The organism is Stenotrophomonas sp. CCNWLW57 (assembly GCF_037203925.1).
GTDB lineage: Bacteria > Pseudomonadota > Gammaproteobacteria > Xanthomonadales > Xanthomonadaceae > Stenotrophomonas > Stenotrophomonas rhizophila_A.
This window is the reverse complement of record NZ_JBBCBJ010000004.1, coordinates 486,295-500,750: the sequence shown is the minus strand read 5'-3', so window position 1 is coordinate 500,750 and position 14,456 is coordinate 486,295. Positions and strand designations below refer to the sequence as shown.

Genomic DNA, 14,456 nt, shown 5'->3' with positions numbered 1-14,456 from the left:
CTCAGACCTGCGATTCGCCGGGCGAGAGGGTCAGCACATCCACGCCGGTCTCGGTGACCGCGATCATGTGCTCCCACTGCGCCGACAGCTTGCGGTCCTTGGTGACCACGGTCCAGCCGTCGGGAAGCACCTTGTTGTAGCGGGTGCCCTCGTTGATCATCGGCTCGATGGTGAAGGTCATGCCCGGCTGCAGCACCAGGCCCTGGCCCGGACGCCCGTAGTGCACCACCTGCGGTTCGTCGTGGTAGACCTTGCCGATGCCATGCCCGCAGTACTCGCGGACCACGCTGAAGCGCTCGGCTTCGGCCAGCGACTGGATCGCGTGGCCGATGTCGCCCAGCGTCGCGCCCGGCTTCACCGCACGGATGCCGGCCCACATGGCCGCGTAGGTCGTGTCGACCAGGCGCTTGGCCATCGTCGACGGCGTGCCGGCGTAGTACATGCGGCTGGTATCGCCGTGCCAGCCGTCCTTGATCACGGTGACATCGATGTTGACGATGTCGCCGTCCTTGAGGACCTTGGCTTCGCTGGGGATGCCGTGGCAGATGACGTTGTTGACCGATGTGCAGACCGTCTTCGGGAAGCCACGGTAGCCGACGTTGGCCGGCGTGGCCTTCTGCACGTTGATGATGTGGTCGTGGCAGATGCGGTCCAGCTCTTCGGTCGTCACGCCCGGCTTGACGTACGGGGTGACGATGTCGAGCACTTCGCTGGCCAGGCGGCCGGCGACGCGCATCAGTTCGATTTCCTCGGGGGTTTTCAGATTCACGCTCATGGCGCCCATTATCGCCGATCCGGGACCATTCTGAACGGGAAGGGCTGGAACGCTGACAGCCCACGTTCGGGTCGAAGCCCCACAGCGGCAGGGCCTGGGCGGGCTGGGAACGGAAAAACTGTGAAAACCGGCCAGTTTTCCTCACACCCCCCCTACAACATCGCTTTTATAAGGGGGTCAGCGCCGCCCCTGGCGCCCTCCCCCTGCAGTACGCCGGCATCGATTCGTTCATCCAGGACCCCCGTCCAAGGAGAAGACCATGCGATTCCTTCGCGCCCCGCGTCCCCTGCTGTTCAGCCTTGGCCTGGTGGCCCTGGCCTCGCCCGCCATGGCGGCCGACACCACCACCTTCAACGTGCGCATCATCATCACCAAGGCCTGCACGATCACCGCGGCCGCCGCGACCGATGTCGATTTCGGCACGGCGCTGTCCACCGCCACCACCCCGTCCAACGCCCAGGGCTCGGTCACCGCGCAGTGCTCGGCGCTGACGCCGTACACCATCGCGCTGAATGCCGGCTCCAACGCCGCGACCGCCAATGACGTCACCACCCGGCGCATGCGCAACACCGATGCGGCGGTGACCACCAACAACTTCGTCGGGTACCAGCTGTATTCCGACGCGGGTCGTGCAAACGTCTGGGGCGCGACCACCGGCACCAACACGGTGGCCGGCACCGGTACCGGCCTGGCGCAGGCGTATCCGATCTATGGCCAGGTGGCCAATCCCAGCGTTAACAACGCCGCCACCGGTACCTACCAGGACACGGTCACCGCCACCATCTCGTACTGAGGCCGCCATGTCAGCACTCGAACGGGGGCGCGTGCTGCGCTCCACGGCGGCTGTCTGCGCCTGTGCATTGCTGGTAGTGCTTGGCATGCCCGGCCTGCGGGCCGCCAGCCTGCAGGTTGCGCCTACCTCGCTGCAGCTCAGCGCCCGCCAGAACGCCGAAGCGCTGTGGGTCAGCAACAGCGGGTCGGCCCCGGTAAGCGTGCAGGCCCGCGTCTTCCGCTGGACCCAGCGCGACGGCCGCGACCAGCTCGACCCCACGTCAGACCTGGTGGTCAGCCCGCCCATGCAGTCGCTCGCGGCCGGACAGCAGCAGCTGATCCGCGTCGTGCGCGCCCAGCCGGAAGCGCCCGACGCACAGCTGTCGTACCGGGTCATCGTCGACGAGGTGCCCACGCTGGACCCCAACCGCCAGGGCATGCAGTTCGTGCTGCGCTACTCGCTGCCGGTGTTCATCCAGCCCGAGGGCAGCGCCGCAGGCAAGCCCGAGCTGCAGAGCAGCGTGCTTGTCCAGCCCGATGGCAAGGTGGTGCTGGAAGTGCACAACCGTGGCGATGGCTATGCGCAACTGGCCGATCTGGCGGTAGGTCCGCCAGATCGCCCGCAAGTCTTTCAGCCCGGCCTGATCGGCTACGTGCTCAGCGGCCAGACCATGCGTTGGCCGCTGGATATTCCTGCGACGCGGCTGGCCGGGGCCACGCTATCGGCGAAGATCAATGGCGGCGCGCAAGCCACGCCCCTGTCCCCGACGCCACCGGCTCGCTGAGGCCTGCGTGCGCGTTGCCCTGGCTGCCGGCGCGGTCTCGTCTGGAATGCCGGGCGCACCGGCATGGGCGGCCGAACTGCCTGCCGCCAGCGCCGAACTGGGGGCTGCCGATGATGTGATGCTGCCGGCGCCCACGCCCTTGACCGCACCGCAGACCCTGTACCTGGACGTCACCCTCAACGGCAGCCCCCGCGGCCTGCTGCCGTTCACCGAACTGGCGGGCCAGCTGCGCGCCGACCCGCCCGTGCTGCGTCAGCTCGGCTTCGCCGCGCCCGACGGCGCGCCGGTTGCACTGGACCAGCTCAGCGGGCTGGTGATGCGCTACGACGCCTCCCTGCAGACCCTGGCGCTGGAGATCCCGCTGGAACAGTTGAACCTGCCGGTCACCGAAGTGGGGGCCGCCACCCAGAGCACCCCGACGGCCAGTGCCTCGCCAGGCGCCCTGCTCAACTATGACGTCTATGCCAGCCACAACCAGGACGCCGGCAACCTGGCGCTCACCACCGAATGGCGGGTGTTCGGCATGGGCCGCGGCGTGCTGCGCAGCAGCCAGCTGCTGCGCACCTACCAGGATGGCCATAGCGACTGGCGCGGCGAAAGCGTGCGCCTGGACAGTGCGTGGCAGCTGGATTTTCCCGACAACGCATTGACCCTGACCGTCGGTGACTTCTTCAGCGGCTTCGTTGACTGGAGCCGCCCGGTGCGGATGGGCGGCATCCAGATCGGGCGCAACTACGGCCTGCAGCCCTACCGCGTGCTCACCCCCACCCCGAGCTTCCTGGGCGAGGCCGTGGTGCCGTCCAACGTCGAGCTCTATGTCGATGGCCTGCGCCAGTACAACGGCGAGGTACCGGTGGGGCCGTTCCAGCTGGCCGCGCAGCCGGGCATCAGCGGCACCGGCAATGCGCAGGTGGTGATCACCGATGCCTACGGCCGCATGCAGACCCTGGATTTTGCCTTCTATGGCACGCAGCAGCTGCTGGCTGAAGGCCTCTCGGACTGGTCCGCCGGCGTGGGTCGGATGCGTCGCGACTACGGCATCCGCTCATTCGCCTACGACAGTGCCACCGTGGGCAGCGCCACCTGGCGGCGCGGGGTCAGCAACCGCTTCACCGCCGAACTGCATGCCGAAGGCGGCGGCGGCGTGGCCAGCGCCGGGGCGGGCGGCTGGTGGCAGCTGGGCCAGGCCGGCGTCGTCAACGCGTCCTATGCGCACAGCCGCCGCGACGGTCTGCATGGAGGCCAGTGGGCGCTGGGGTACAGCTGGAACAACCGGGTGTTCAACCTCAACGCCGCCACCCGCCGCACGCATGGCAACTTCCAGGACCTGGGCAGCCTGCAGGGTGCGCTGCCACCGGACGTGACCGACCAGGTCACCGCCGGTGCCAGCCTGGGCCGGCTGGGCTCGCTGAGCGCCAGCTACCTGCGCCTGTCCTACCCCGATGGCGATGACCGCCGCTACGCCAGCGTGTTCTGGAACCGCACGTTCTCCGAACGCTGGTCGGCCTACGCCTCGTTCAACCAGAACCTGGACGACAACGCCGACCGCAGCGTGTACCTGTCGCTGTCGGCCAGCCTGGGCAACAACCGCCAGAGCAACCTGGCCGCCCAGCGCAATGGGGACCGCAATCTGTACACGGTGGATGTGTCCCAGCCGGTGCCCGGCGATGGCAGCCAGGGCGGTTACGGCTGGCGCGTGCAGGCCCGGCAGGGCGACGACGGCATCGGCGGGCTGGTCGAAGCCGGCTGGTTGAACCGGGTGGGCCGCTACTCGCTGGGCGCGGCGCGCCAGGGCGATGCCAACTTCGCCTATGCCAACGCCAGCGGCAGCGTGGTCTGGATGGGCGGGCACCTGTTCGCCGCACGCGAGGTACCCGACGCGTTCGCGGTGGTCTCCACCAACGGCGTGGGCGGCGTACCGGTCCGCCTGGAAAACCGGGTGATCGGGGTGACCGACGACGACGGCATGCTGCTGGTCACCCCGCTGCTGTCCTGGCAGCGCAACCGGATTTCGATCGACACCCTGGAGCTGCCGGCCGACATGCGTGCCGACCGGGTGGACACGCTGGTGACGCCGCGGCAGAGCGCCGGGCTGGGGGTCAGTTTCGGACTGCGCCGCACCCGCGCCATCACACTGGTCCTGCACGACGCGCAGGACCGGCCCGTGCCCGCCGGCAGCCAGGTGCGGCTCCCGGACCAGCGCAGCGCCACGGTGGGCTACGACGGCGAGGTCTACCTGGAAGATCTGCCGGCCCAGGCAGTGCTGCAGGTGGACACCGATGACGGGCGCTGCGAAGTGCGCGTGCCGGTCAGCCCGGCGCCGGGCAGCGCCGCGCTGCGGCTGGGGCCGCTGCGCTGCGTGGCCGGAGCCGGGCCATGAGCCTGCGCCTGCTGCTGGGGGGGTTGCTGGCACTGGCCGGGCTAGTGGGAGCCGGCGTGGCCCGCGCCGACACCACCTGCACCACCACCACCCCGGTCACGGCGGCCTTCGGCAACGTCGGCAACGCCGCCGCTGCGCCCAGCTTCACCACCACCACGTTCACCATCACCTGCAACACCACCGCGCTGAGCCTGCTGGCAACGGCGTCGGTGCGCGCCTGCATCGGCATCGGCGTGGGCAGCACCGGCGTGGCCATTTCACCGCTGCGGCGGATGACCAACACCACCGCCGATCCGCTCAGCTTCCAGCTATTCACCAGCGCCGCCTACAGCACCATATGGGGTCTGACCCCCGGCACCACGCCCGGGCCGCAGGTGGTGGACCTGAACTACTCGGTGCCCCTGCTCACCGGCGGCAGCGGCGCGGTCACCGTGACCATCTACGGTCGCATCCCAGCCAGCCAGACGCTGGCGGCCGGCAGTTACAGCACCTCGTTCAGTGGTGCCGACGTCCGCCTGGAATATGCCTACAACGAGGTCCTGCTGGGCACGGCCACCGCGCCGGCGGCGTGCACCACGGCCACCGGCGTCAGCGGGCACAAGATCGCCACCGGCGGCTTCCCGTTCACGGTCACCGCCACCGTGCTGCCGCAGTGCAGTGCCTACGTCACTACCGACATGGACTTCGGCACCAGTGCCGGCACGATCACCGCCAACATCGACCGCACGTCGACCATCGGCCTGACCTGCCTCAACCGCACCGCCTACACCATCGCGCTGGACAACGGCCTGTACGCGAACGGCAGCGTGCGGCGCATGCGGCACACCACCAACCCGGCCTTTTTCATTCCCTATGCGCTGTACCGCGAAAGCACCCGCACCCAGCGCTGGGGCAGCACCGCCAACGTGGACCTGGTCTCGGGCACGGGAACCGGCAGCGCCCAGACCCTGACCGTGTATGGGCGTGCACCGCCCACAATCGGCGCAGTGGCCGCCGGCAGCTACAGCGACCAGATCAAGGTGACGATCACCTACTGAGTCGGCCGCCCCCTCAAGACCGCCAGCGCCGGGCCGATATCCCAACGACCCCCCGCTGCCGATCCGGATGAACCGACGCCGCCGCGCCCGCCTCGCCACCTGCGTGGCGCTGACCACCCTGCTGTCTGCCGCCCACGCGGCCAATGCGCCGCTGCAGGTCCGCCTGCGGATCGTGGAGGCCTGCGCACTGGACGCAGACGCAGCGCGTGCCAGCTGCCGCAGCGCACACCGCCGCAGCGACGAGGAAATCCCGGCCCCGCCCCAGGTGCAGCAGCTGACCCCGGCGGACGAAGACGACGAAGACGCCCGCCGGCCATGGCTCACCCTGACCTTCTGATCCGCGCCTGCCTGCTGCTGGCGCTGCTTGCGCCGGCCGCTGCGCAGGCGCTGGACATTTCCCCGCTGCGGGTTGCGCTGCGCCCGGACCAGCAGGACGCCGAACTGTGGCTGCACAACGAGACGGCGCAGCCTTGGTCGGGCCAGGCGCGGTTGTACCGGTGGGAACAGAGCGCCGACGCCGAACGCCTGACCCCGGCGCAGGACGTGGTCGTGAGCCCAACCCGGCTGGCGCTGGCACCGAATGCCCGGCAGCGGGTACGGGTGGTCCGGATCGGACCCGCACCAAGCGCTGAGCAGGGGTACCGGCTGGTGCTCCGCGCCGCACCCGAAAGCCCGCCGCTGCAGGTGTCGCTGCCGGTGTTCGTGGCCGGGCCGCAGCCGCGCCCGGCGCCCGCCCTGTCCGCCGGCCTTCGCGACGCCGCCGGCCACGCCCTGCTGGCGCTTTACAATGGCGGCACCGGCCACGCGCGGCTGGTGGACCTGACCTTCATTGGCCCCGACGGACGCGCCACGCTGCTGCTTCCCGAGCTGGCCGGCTATGTCCTGGCCGGCAGCACCCGCCGATGGGCCCTGCCCGGCCCCGCCACAGCCTATGCCGGGGGCCGTTTCCGGGCCCGGATCGGCGACGCGGAACCGGCCGACATCCCGGCCGCCAGCCCGCCAATTGCGCCGCACCGCATGCCCGGGCTATAATCGACCGGATTTCTTCGCGCCCTGTGCGCAGGAAACCCGTCAACACCGGACGTCACCGGTGAATCCACACCTGCCGCCCATATCCGTGCCGGGGTGCTCCGCGAGGAGTTCGGACACGGAAGCGACAGGGAAGCCAAACCCCGGAACCCCCCCGCCTTGCGGCGGACCGCCCTCTATCACCCGTGGCGGCCGGTTCCCTATCAGGAGTATTGCAATGCCCCAGGTCACCATGCGTCAGATGCTGGAAGCCGGCGTCCATTTCGGCCACCAGACCCGTTACTGGAACCCCAAGATGGGCCAGTACATCTTCGGCGCCCGCGGCAAGATCCACATCATCAACCTGGAAAAGACCGTTCCGCTCTTCAATGACGCGATGAACTTCATTTCCAGCGTCGCGCAGAAGCGCGGCACCATCCTGTTCCTGGGCACCAAGCGCAGCGCCCGCGAGTCGATCCGCGAAGAAGCCGAGCGTTGCGGCATGCCGTTCATGAACCAGCGTTGGCTGGGCGGCACCCTGACCAACTTCCGTACCGTGAAGCAGTCGGTTGCCCGCCTGAAGGAACTGGAAGCCGGCGAAACCGACGGCACCTTCGACAAGCTGGTCAAGCACGAAGTGCTGGGCCTGCGTCGCGAGCGTGACAAGCTGGAAGCCTCGCTGGGCGGCATCAAGGAAATGAACCGCCTGCCGGACGCGATCTTCGTGATCGACATCGGCCACGAAGACATCGCCATCAAGGAAGCCAAGAAGCTCGGCATCCCGGTGATCGCTGTCGTCGATACCAACTACAACCCGGAACTGGTCGATTACGCGATCCCGGGCAACGACGACGCCATCCGTGCCGTGCAGCTGTACGCCCGTGCCGCTGCCGACGCCGTGCTGGAAGGCAAGGCTGCTGCTCCGCACGCTGCCACCGTCCGTGAAGAAGAGTTCGCCGACGCCCCGGCTGCCGAAGAAGCCAAGCCGGCCCGCCGCGCTCCGGCCAAGAAGGCTGCTGCCGACAAGGGCGAAGCCCAGGCCTGATCCAGGCCCGCGGTGGGCGCCTGGCGCCCACCGCTCCTGTCCGCTGCCACTGGCGCGATGACAGGATGCTGTCACATGGGCCGGCCACGATGCCGGCCCAACCCCTTTCTTTCGTGAGGAATTCCCGTGGAAATCACTGCTTCCCTGGTCAAGGAACTGCGCGAGCGCACTGGCGCCGGCATGATGGAGTGCAAGAAGGCACTTACCGAAAACGGCGGCGACATCGACGCTTCGGCGGAGTGGCTGCGCAAGTCGGGCCTGGCCAAGGCCGACAAGAAGGCTGACCGTGTTGCTGCCGAAGGCATCATCGTGTCGGCACAGGACGGCAACAAGGCCGTGCTGGTCGAAATCAACTCCGAAACCGACTTCGTCGCCAAGGACAGCAACTTCCTGGACTTCGCCAAGGCCGTTGCCTCGGTCGCGCTGAGCTCGGGCGCTGCCGACATCGACGCGCTGAAGGCCGCCAAGCTGCCGTCGGGCGAAACCGTCGAAGAATCCCGCGCTGCGGTCATTGCCAAGGTCGGCGAAAAGGTCGACGTGCGTCGCATCGTCCGCCTGGAATCGTCGAACAACGTCGCGGCCTACGTGCACGGCGGCCGCATCGGCGTGCTGGTTGAACTGGCCGGCGGCGACGCCGAGCTGGCGCGTGGCCTGGCCATGCATGTGGCTGCAATGAACCCGCCGCACAACAAGGCTGCCGACGTGCCGGCCGAGTTCGTTGCCAAGGAAAAGGAAATCGAACTGGCCAAGATGTCCGACAAGGACAAGTCCAAGCCGGCCGACATCCTCGAGAAGATCATCAGCGGCAAGATCGCCAAGATCGTCAACGAAGTCACCCTGTACGGCCAGCCGTACGTGCTGAACACCGACCAGTCCGTCGAGCAGGTGGTCAAGGCCGCCGGCGCCGACGTGATCGGCTTCAAGCGCCTGGCCGTTGGCGAAGGCATCGAGAAGGTGGTGGAAGACTACGCCGCCGAAGTGATGAAGCAGGCCGGCCTGGCCTGATCCATCGCCTCAAGCGATGACACGAAAAAGCCCGGCGCAAGCCGGGCTTTTTTGTGGCCAGCGACCCTCAGCCCTTCGCCTGGAACGAAACTTCCTCATACGGCTGCACCACCACCCAGCCTTCGCCGGCGAAGCGCAGCTGCAGGGTTTCGCCCGAACCGCGCCCGACCAGCGTACCCAGCGAAATGTCGGTGACGATCTCGGGCGTCAACGAGCCCGACCAGGCCACCGTTGCGTTCGGGTCGGTGAACACCGGGCCGCCCTGCGCCGTCACCGGCAGCGTCAGCGGCTCGTAATGCGAGGTGATCGCCACGATCCCGTGCCCACTCAGGCGGATGTTGAACAGCCCGCCCGAGAGCATGCCGGCCACCTTGCGCATCATGGTGATCCTGGACTCGATGCCCGTCTCAAACGCCAGCACATCGTTGCCGTTGACGAAAATCGACTCGCCCGCCAGCCGCAGCAGCGTCACCTGCTTGCCCGCATCGGCCAGGTAGGCCCGCCCCTGCCCCTCGATCTTCATCAGCTGCAGCCCCTCACCGCTCACCATTTTCTTCAGCAGCGTGCCCAGCCCCTGCTCCAGCAACCCCTGGCGGGTGAACTTCACCGCCCCCTTGCGCGCCACCATCGAACCGGCCTTGGCCCAGACCATGCCGTTCACCCGTATCTCGAGCATGTGCGGGCTCTCAAGCTCGAATGCATCCGCACTGACATCTTTTTCGTGCGTGCTGGCGAGGAATTCCTGAAGCGACTTTACGGCCATGGGGTCCATCCTTTTTCATTGGAGGCCGCATGGTACCCGCGCCACCCACCGCATTGCAGCAGCGGACGCCACTCGTGCCACTCCCCCATCCGCCAGCGGATGTGGTACCAAAGAGCTCATTGCCCCACCGCCGCACGATCTGCCCGTTGGTTTTGCATCGAAAGGCACCTCGACCCCCACCTGTCGCAGGCAACATTTCCCACAACGCAAGCACCAACACTCAAATCTGTGACGCACACCATGTATTCTTGCCACATCACCTCAGTATTCCCGCCATGCCTCCCGAGCTGACAGCCGCCCTGGCGCTCTGCCGCAACCTGCCCTCGCCGCCCGGTATTGCCCTGCGCATCATCGAACTGGCGCAGGACCCGGAAACCGACATCACCACGGCCGCCGACGTCATCGCCATCGACATGGCGTTGAGCGCGCGCATGTTGCGCATTGCCAATTCGCCGCTGTATGCCAGCCGCCGCCGGATCGAGAACCTCGGCCAGGCACTGACCATGCTGGGGCTCAACGCCACCGTCAGCCTCGCCCTGGGCTTCACCGTCACCCAGGACCTGACCGCCCCCGGACAGGGACAGGACGTGCGCGAGCGCGCCTGGCGGCGCAGCATCCTCAGCGCGCTGGCGGCCAGCCTGCTCGGCCAGGCCCGCGGCCTGCGCAAGGCCGAAGAACTGATGCTGGCCGGCCTGCTGCAGGACATCGGCGTGCTCGTGCTGGCCCAGAGCGAGCCCGAGCGCTACCTGCCGCTGCTGCGCCAGGCCCGCGACAACGAGGCCCTGATCGCCCTCGAACGTGAGCACCTGGACTGCACCCATGCCGAGGTGGGCGCGTGGATGGCCGAACAGTGGGATCTGCCCCGCTACCTGGTGGACGCCATTGCCCGCAGTGAATCGCCGGCCGCGGCCGAGGACAACTTCCAGGCCTGCGTGGCCCTGTCCGGCGCGGTCGCCGACATCTGGCTCAGCGCCGACGCCGATGCTGCCCGCGAACATGCGCTGCAGCAGGTCAACGAGACCCTCAAGCTGGACAGCGCCCAGTTCGACCAGGTGCTGGCCCGGATCGGCGAAGCCCTGCCCGAGATCAGCGCCCTGTTCGAGACCACGCTGATTTCGCCTGCGCGCGTGCAGCAGCTGATCGACCATGCCCAGGAGCTGGCGACGCTGCGCAACCTGCGCGAAATGCAGGATGCCGCCCTGGCCCGCCAGCGCGCCGACGAATTCGAGGCACGCGCCAACCGGCTGGCCGAACAGGCCCACCGCGACGCCCTGACCGGCGTGCTCAACCGCCGCCAGCTCGAGGCCGTGCTGGAACAGGAGTTCCTGCGCGCCACGCGGCACGGCTGGCCACTGTCGGTGGCCTTCATCGACCTGGACGATTTCAAGAAGATCAACGACGCCCACGGCCACCTGCTCGGTGACCAGGTGCTGCGCGAGTTCGCCACCCAGCTGCAGGAACACCTGCGCAACAGCGATACCGTGGCCCGCTTCGGCGGCGAGGAATTCATCGCCCTGCTGCCCAACACCACCGAGCTGGTGGCGCTGGACGTGGTGCGCCGGGTGCTGGCCAGCATCGTCAACACCCCCATGGCAGAAGTGGCCGACGGCCCGCTGTTCGTCACCTTCTCCGCCGGCGTGGCCACCCAGGGCGGCTATGAGCGTTTCGCCGATGTTCAGGACCTGCTGAAGGCCGCCGACGACGTGCTGTACCGTTCCAAGAACCTGGGGCGCAACCGCGTGATTGCGCGTTCACCGGGGACCGCCACGGCCTGAATGGAGTCAGGAAGCGGCGATCCACCGCTGTGGCAGGGCTGCGCCGCAGTGCAGCAGATTTTCCACGCCGAGTGCCGCCGCATCCAGTAGAATTCCCGCGTTTTCCACGCATCCAGAGGCCACCATGTCCAATCTCTCCTATCGCCGCATCCTGCTGAAAGTTTCCGGGGAGGCACTGATGGGGGATGAGGACTACGGCATCGACCCCAAGGTCATCAACCGCCTGGCGCGTGAAGTGATCGAAGCGCAGCAGGCCGGTGCCGAAGTGGCGCTGGTCATCGGCGGCGGCAACATCTTCCGCGGCGCCGGCCTGGCCGCCGGCGGCATGGACCGCGTCACCGGCGACCAGATGGGCATGCTGGCCACCGTGATCAACGCGCTGGCCATGCAGGACGCGCTGGAGAAGCTGGGCGCCAAGGCCCGGGTGATGAGTGCCATCAAGATCAACGACGTGTGCGAGGACTACATCCGCCGCCGCGCCATCCGCCACCTGGAAAAGGGCCGCCTGGTGATCTTCGCCGCCGGCGTCGGCAGCCCGTTCTTCACCACCGATTCCGGTGCCGCGCTGCGCGCCATCGAAATCGGCGCGGACCTGCTGCTCAAGGCCACCAAGGTCGACGGCGTGTACGACAAGGACCCCAACAAGCACAGCGATGCGGTCCGCTTCGACAGCCTGACCTACGACGAAGTGATCCGCCGTGGCCTGGAAGTGATGGATACCGCCGCCTTCGCCCTGGCCCGCGACAGCGACCTGCCGCTGCGCGTGTTCGACATGGGCCAGCCGGGCGAACTGCTGAAGATCCTGCACGGCGAGAACATCGGCACCCTGGTGCGCGGCCGCGACGCCACCTGACCGGCGCGCCGGCCACGGCCGGCACCCGCCCGTTCAGCGCGGACCTTGGTTCACCCCATTTCGCCTATAATCGCCCGATTCCCAGTGACACCCAGGATTCGGGCGATGCTCAACGAAATCAAGCAGGACGCGCAGACGCGCATGGCAAAGAGCATCGATGCTCTGAAGCAAACCCTGACCTCCATCCGCACCGGCCGTGCTTCGCCGGCCCTGCTGGACCGGATCACGGTCAAGGCCTACGGCACCGACACGCCGCTCAACCAGGTCGCCTCGATCAGCGTCTCCGAAGGCCACTCGCTGGTCATCACCCTGTTCGACAAGGGCATGATCAAGGACGTGGAAAAGGCGATCTACGCCTCCGACCTCGGCCTGACCCCCAACGTGGCCGGCACCGTCATCCGCCTGAACCTGCCGCCGCCGACCGAAGAGCGTCGCCGCGAGCTTGGCAAGCAGGTGCAGAAGGAAGGCGAAGGCGCCAAGATCGCCATCCGCAACATCCGCCAGGATGCGAACAAGGCCATCGCCGCCCTGCTGAAGGACAAGTCGATCAGCGAAGACGACAAGAAGCGCGGCGAAGACGACATCCAGAAGCTGACCGACAAGTCCATCAAGGACGTCGACAGTGTGGTTGCCGAAAAGGAAAAGGAACTGATGGCGGTCTGAGCATGACCCAGGCCCCGACCAGCAGCTCCACCGCCGCCGTGCCCCGCCACGTTGCCATCATCATGGATGGCAACGGACGCTGGGCGCAGAAGCGCCGTCGTCCGCGCGTGATCGGCCATCGGGCCGGCGCGCGCGCGGTCAACCGCACCATCGATTTCTGCCTGGAGCGTGGCATCGCCGCGCTCACGCTGTTCGCCTTCTCCAGCGAAAACTGGGGCCGGCCGAGCGACGAAGTCGACGCACTGATGAAGCTGTTCCTCAATGCACTGGACCGCGAGGTGGATGAACTCCACCGCCGCGGCGTGCGCGTGCGCTTCATCGGCGAACGCGAGCGCTTCGGTGCCGGGCTGGTCAGCCGCATGCAGCTGGCCGAGCAACGCACCGCCGGCAATACCGCCATGACCCTGAGCATCGCCGCCAGCTACGGTGGCCGCCAGGACATCGCCAGGGCCGCACGCGAACTGGCCGCCGAGGTCGCGGCCGGGCGCCTGCAGCCCGAACAGATCGACGAAGCTCTGCTGGGCAGCCGCGTCGCCCTGGCCGACCTGCCGCCCCCGGATCTGTTCATCCGCACCGGTGGCGACACCCGCGTCAGCAATTTCCTGCTGTGGCAGCTGGCCTATACCGAACTGTGGTTCACCGAGGTGCTGTGGCCCGAGTTCGACGCCGCCATCCTGCAGCAGGCGCTCGACGCCTACGCTGCACGTGAACGCCGCTTCGGCCTGACCAGCGCCCAGATCGCCGCCCTGGCCACCGAGACGTCCACCCCATGACCAAAACCCGAGTCATCGCCGCGCTGATCATGGCGCCGGTCGCCATCGCCGCGATCCTGCTGCTGCCCACCCAATGGCTGGCCGCCGCCGCCGCCGCCGTGTTCCTGATCGGCCTGTGGGAATGGCTGAAGCTGGCCGACGTGGACGACACCCTCGCCCGCACCGTGCTGCTGGTGCTCAACTTGGTGCTGATGGTGCTGATCGTGTGGGCCGACGCCGGCACGCTGGTGCTGTACCAGATCGCCGCGCTGGTCGGCATCGGCTGGTGGCTGCTGGCCCTGCTGTGGCTGCGCTTCTTCACCTTCGGCGCCGAGCCCGGCAGCCCGGCGCGGTCGCTCAAACTGCTGGCCGGCACCCTGGCCATCGTGCCCGCGTGGGCCTCGCTGGTGCTGATCCACGCCAGCGGCGACAAGGGCCACCTGTGGCTGCTGACCGCGCTGGCCGTGGTCTGGGCTGCCGATTCCGGCGCCTACTTCGCCGGCCGTACCCTGGGCCGCACCAAGCTGGCCCCGCGCATCAGCCCCAACAAGACCTGGGAAGGGCTGGGCGGCGGCATGCTGGCCGGCCTGCTGGTGGCCCTGGTGTTCGGCTGGATCGCCGGGGTCGCGCCTGGGCACGTGGTCGGCCTGGTCATCACCACGGTGGTCGCCGTGTTCGCCTCGGTACTCGGCGACCTGTACGAAAGCCTGCTCAAGCGCCATGCCGGCGCCAAGGACTCGGGCCACATCATTCCGGGCCACGGCGGCGTGCTGGACCGCATCGACGGCGTGCTGGCCGCGCTGCCGGTGTTCGCGCTGGGCAAGGAAATCTTCGGATTCTGAGC

The 14,456-nt window shown here is 68.1% G+C and carries 15 protein-coding genes; 13 read left to right on the top strand and 2 right to left on the bottom strand.

Annotated features, from left to right (window positions below; all coding sequences use genetic code 11):
- Position 1: 1 nt before the first annotated feature.
- Positions 2 to 775 (bottom strand): type I methionyl aminopeptidase, encoded by a 774-nt coding sequence (map, locus tag V9K91_RS12680; protein WP_210131471.1) that lies wholly within the window; start codon positions 773 to 775, stop codon positions 2 to 4.
- 259 nt (positions 776 to 1,034) lie between these two features.
- Between map and V9K91_RS12675 the strand changes: the two genes are divergently transcribed.
- The 8 genes from V9K91_RS12675 (at position 1,035) to tsf (ending at position 8,806) form a co-directional block, all read left to right on the top strand.
- Positions 1,035 to 1,568, top strand: coding sequence for a spore coat U domain-containing protein (locus V9K91_RS12675; RefSeq protein WP_068850508.1), 534 nt, complete (start codon positions 1,035 to 1,037; stop codon positions 1,566 to 1,568).
- Between the two features lie 7 nt (positions 1,569 to 1,575).
- Entirely contained in the window at positions 1,576 to 2,331 is a 756-nt protein-coding gene (locus tag V9K91_RS12670; protein WP_093533174.1) for a molecular chaperone, read from the top strand.
- Between the two features lie 46 nt (positions 2,332 to 2,377).
- Entirely contained in the window at positions 2,378 to 4,711 is a 2,334-nt protein-coding gene (locus V9K91_RS12665) for a fimbria/pilus outer membrane usher protein (RefSeq protein WP_336442935.1), read from the top strand.
- A gap of 2 nt (positions 4,712 to 4,713) precedes the next feature.
- Entirely contained in the window at positions 4,714 to 5,748 is a 1,035-nt protein-coding gene (locus V9K91_RS12660) for a spore coat U domain-containing protein (RefSeq protein WP_336442936.1), read from the top strand.
- Between the two features lie 67 nt (positions 5,749 to 5,815).
- A complete protein-coding gene (locus V9K91_RS12655) occupies positions 5,816 to 6,085 on the top strand; it encodes a hypothetical protein (RefSeq protein WP_336442803.1) in 270 nt (89 codons plus the stop codon).
- The gene (locus V9K91_RS12650) at positions 6,064 to 6,780 is read left to right on the top strand and encodes a fimbria/pilus periplasmic chaperone (RefSeq protein WP_336442804.1); all 717 of its coding nucleotides are present in this window, start codon (positions 6,064 to 6,066) and stop codon (positions 6,778 to 6,780) included. Before V9K91_RS12655 ends, V9K91_RS12650 begins: the two co-directional genes overlap by 22 nt.
- Positions 6,781 to 6,994: 214 nt before the next feature.
- The gene (gene rpsB / locus V9K91_RS12645; RefSeq protein ID WP_068850494.1) at positions 6,995 to 7,801 is read left to right on the top strand and encodes a 30S ribosomal protein S2; all 807 of its coding nucleotides are present in this window, start codon (positions 6,995 to 6,997) and stop codon (positions 7,799 to 7,801) included.
- Between the two features lie 126 nt (positions 7,802 to 7,927).
- Positions 7,928 to 8,806, top strand: coding sequence for a translation elongation factor Ts (gene tsf, locus V9K91_RS12640; protein ID WP_068850491.1), 879 nt, complete (start codon positions 7,928 to 7,930; stop codon positions 8,804 to 8,806).
- A gap of 67 nt (positions 8,807 to 8,873) precedes the next feature.
- Here tsf and V9K91_RS12635 read toward each other — a convergent pair whose 3' ends face one another.
- Positions 8,874 to 9,569: an AIM24 family protein gene (locus V9K91_RS12635; protein ID WP_095363443.1), complete on the bottom strand. Its 696-nt coding sequence runs from the start codon at positions 9,567 to 9,569 to the stop codon at positions 8,874 to 8,876.
- 275 nt (positions 9,570 to 9,844) lie between these two features.
- Between V9K91_RS12635 and V9K91_RS12630 the strand changes: the two genes are divergently transcribed.
- The 5 genes from V9K91_RS12630 (at position 9,845) to V9K91_RS12610 (ending at position 14,454) form a co-directional block, all read left to right on the top strand.
- The gene (locus V9K91_RS12630; protein ID WP_068850486.1) at positions 9,845 to 11,344 is read left to right on the top strand and encodes a GGDEF domain-containing protein; all 1,500 of its coding nucleotides are present in this window, start codon (positions 9,845 to 9,847) and stop codon (positions 11,342 to 11,344) included.
- A gap of 124 nt (positions 11,345 to 11,468) precedes the next feature.
- Positions 11,469 to 12,197 carry a UMP kinase gene (gene pyrH / locus V9K91_RS12625; RefSeq protein ID WP_068850483.1) on the top strand — a complete coding sequence of 243 codons (729 nt, stop codon included), beginning with the start codon at positions 11,469 to 11,471 and terminating at the stop codon, positions 12,195 to 12,197.
- A gap of 105 nt (positions 12,198 to 12,302) precedes the next feature.
- On the top strand, positions 12,303 to 12,860 hold the full coding sequence (gene frr / locus V9K91_RS12620; RefSeq protein ID WP_068850481.1) for a ribosome recycling factor: 558 nt from the start codon (positions 12,303 to 12,305) through the stop codon (positions 12,858 to 12,860).
- 2 nt (positions 12,861 to 12,862) lie between these two features.
- On the top strand, positions 12,863 to 13,633 hold the full coding sequence (gene uppS, locus V9K91_RS12615; protein ID WP_095363334.1) for a polyprenyl diphosphate synthase: 771 nt from the start codon (positions 12,863 to 12,865) through the stop codon (positions 13,631 to 13,633).
- Positions 13,630 to 14,454 (top strand): phosphatidate cytidylyltransferase, encoded by an 825-nt coding sequence (locus tag V9K91_RS12610; protein WP_068850477.1) that lies wholly within the window; start codon positions 13,630 to 13,632, stop codon positions 14,452 to 14,454. The genes uppS and V9K91_RS12610 overlap by 4 nt, the downstream gene beginning before the upstream one ends.
- Positions 14,455 to 14,456: the final 2 nt, after the last annotated feature.

Excerpts from the sequence above, each read along its gene's own strand:
- map (WP_210131471.1), bottom strand. The coding sequence starts at position 775 with ATGAGCGTGAATCTGAAAACCCCCGAGGAAATCGAACTGATGCGCGTC.
- V9K91_RS12675 (WP_068850508.1), top strand. The coding sequence starts at position 1,035 with ATGCGATTCCTTCGCGCCCCGCGTCCCCTGCTGTTCAGCCTTGGCCTG.
- V9K91_RS12670 (WP_093533174.1), top strand. The coding sequence starts at position 1,576 with ATGTCAGCACTCGAACGGGGGCGCGTGCTGCGCTCCACGGCGGCTGTC.
- V9K91_RS12665 (WP_336442935.1), top strand. The coding sequence starts at position 2,378 with ATGCCGGGCGCACCGGCATGGGCGGCCGAACTGCCTGCCGCCAGCGCC.
- V9K91_RS12655 (WP_336442803.1), top strand. The coding sequence starts at position 5,816 with ATGAACCGACGCCGCCGCGCCCGCCTCGCCACCTGCGTGGCGCTGACC.
- V9K91_RS12650 (WP_336442804.1), top strand. The coding sequence starts at position 6,064 with ATGGCTCACCCTGACCTTCTGATCCGCGCCTGCCTGCTGCTGGCGCTG.
- rpsB (WP_068850494.1), top strand. The coding sequence starts at position 6,995 with ATGCCCCAGGTCACCATGCGTCAGATGCTGGAAGCCGGCGTCCATTTC.
- V9K91_RS12635 (WP_095363443.1), bottom strand. The coding sequence starts at position 9,569 with ATGGCCGTAAAGTCGCTTCAGGAATTCCTCGCCAGCACGCACGAAAAA.
- V9K91_RS12630 (WP_068850486.1), top strand. The coding sequence starts at position 9,845 with ATGCCTCCCGAGCTGACAGCCGCCCTGGCGCTCTGCCGCAACCTGCCC.
- pyrH (WP_068850483.1), top strand. The coding sequence starts at position 11,469 with ATGTCCAATCTCTCCTATCGCCGCATCCTGCTGAAAGTTTCCGGGGAG.
- frr (WP_068850481.1), top strand. The coding sequence starts at position 12,303 with ATGCTCAACGAAATCAAGCAGGACGCGCAGACGCGCATGGCAAAGAGC.
- uppS (WP_095363334.1), top strand. The coding sequence starts at position 12,863 with ATGACCCAGGCCCCGACCAGCAGCTCCACCGCCGCCGTGCCCCGCCAC.
- V9K91_RS12610 (WP_068850477.1), top strand. The coding sequence starts at position 13,630 with ATGACCAAAACCCGAGTCATCGCCGCGCTGATCATGGCGCCGGTCGCC.